Source organism: Komagataeibacter intermedius TF2, assembly GCF_000964425.1.
Taxonomy (GTDB): domain Bacteria; phylum Pseudomonadota; class Alphaproteobacteria; order Acetobacterales; family Acetobacteraceae; genus Komagataeibacter; species Komagataeibacter intermedius.
The window spans coordinates 1-470 of the sequence record NZ_BANF01000281.1; the positions used below are offsets into that span (position 1 = coordinate 1).

The 470-nt window shown below is 63.6% G+C and carries 1 pseudogene; it reads right to left on the bottom strand.

Features of this window, described 5'->3' with window-relative positions:
- Window positions 1-120: 120 nt before the first annotated feature.
- A pseudogene (locus B7449_RS17020) lies at window positions 121-470 on the bottom strand (hypothetical protein); the annotation flags it as partial.

The window sequence follows — 470 nt, forward strand, 5'->3', positions numbered from 1 at the left end:
TGCCGGTGCCTGCCCCTGCCAGAACCAGAACATATCCCAGTGCCATTGCCGCGCGCCGCTGTTCTGGCGTCAGGCTATCAAGGACTGGCGCAAGCGCACGCGGAACGGGAAGATCACCGGTCATAGCTCTTCCAGCCCTTCCGCCACGCAACCCGGGGTAGTGGTGATCTTACCGGTCGAGAGCAGGATTGTCGCCGGACAGGAAAGATCCCAGTTCCCAAGCCCGCGTTTCCAGCGTCCATCGATAACCAGGCCCACAGGACAGCCCGGCCGCTCGTACAGGCGGACTGCACTTTGCGGTATCGGGGGATCATCTTCTGCCCGCGTCAAGCGCCGGCGCAGGTGGCGGTTCCAGATGGTCTGGGCCGGGCGCGACCGGGCAAACGTCCGTGAAAGGTCCGCCTTCATCGCCAGACGCGCGATCCCCCAATCCGCATAGTCTGAAACAGATCCCATGACCCTCTCCTGTG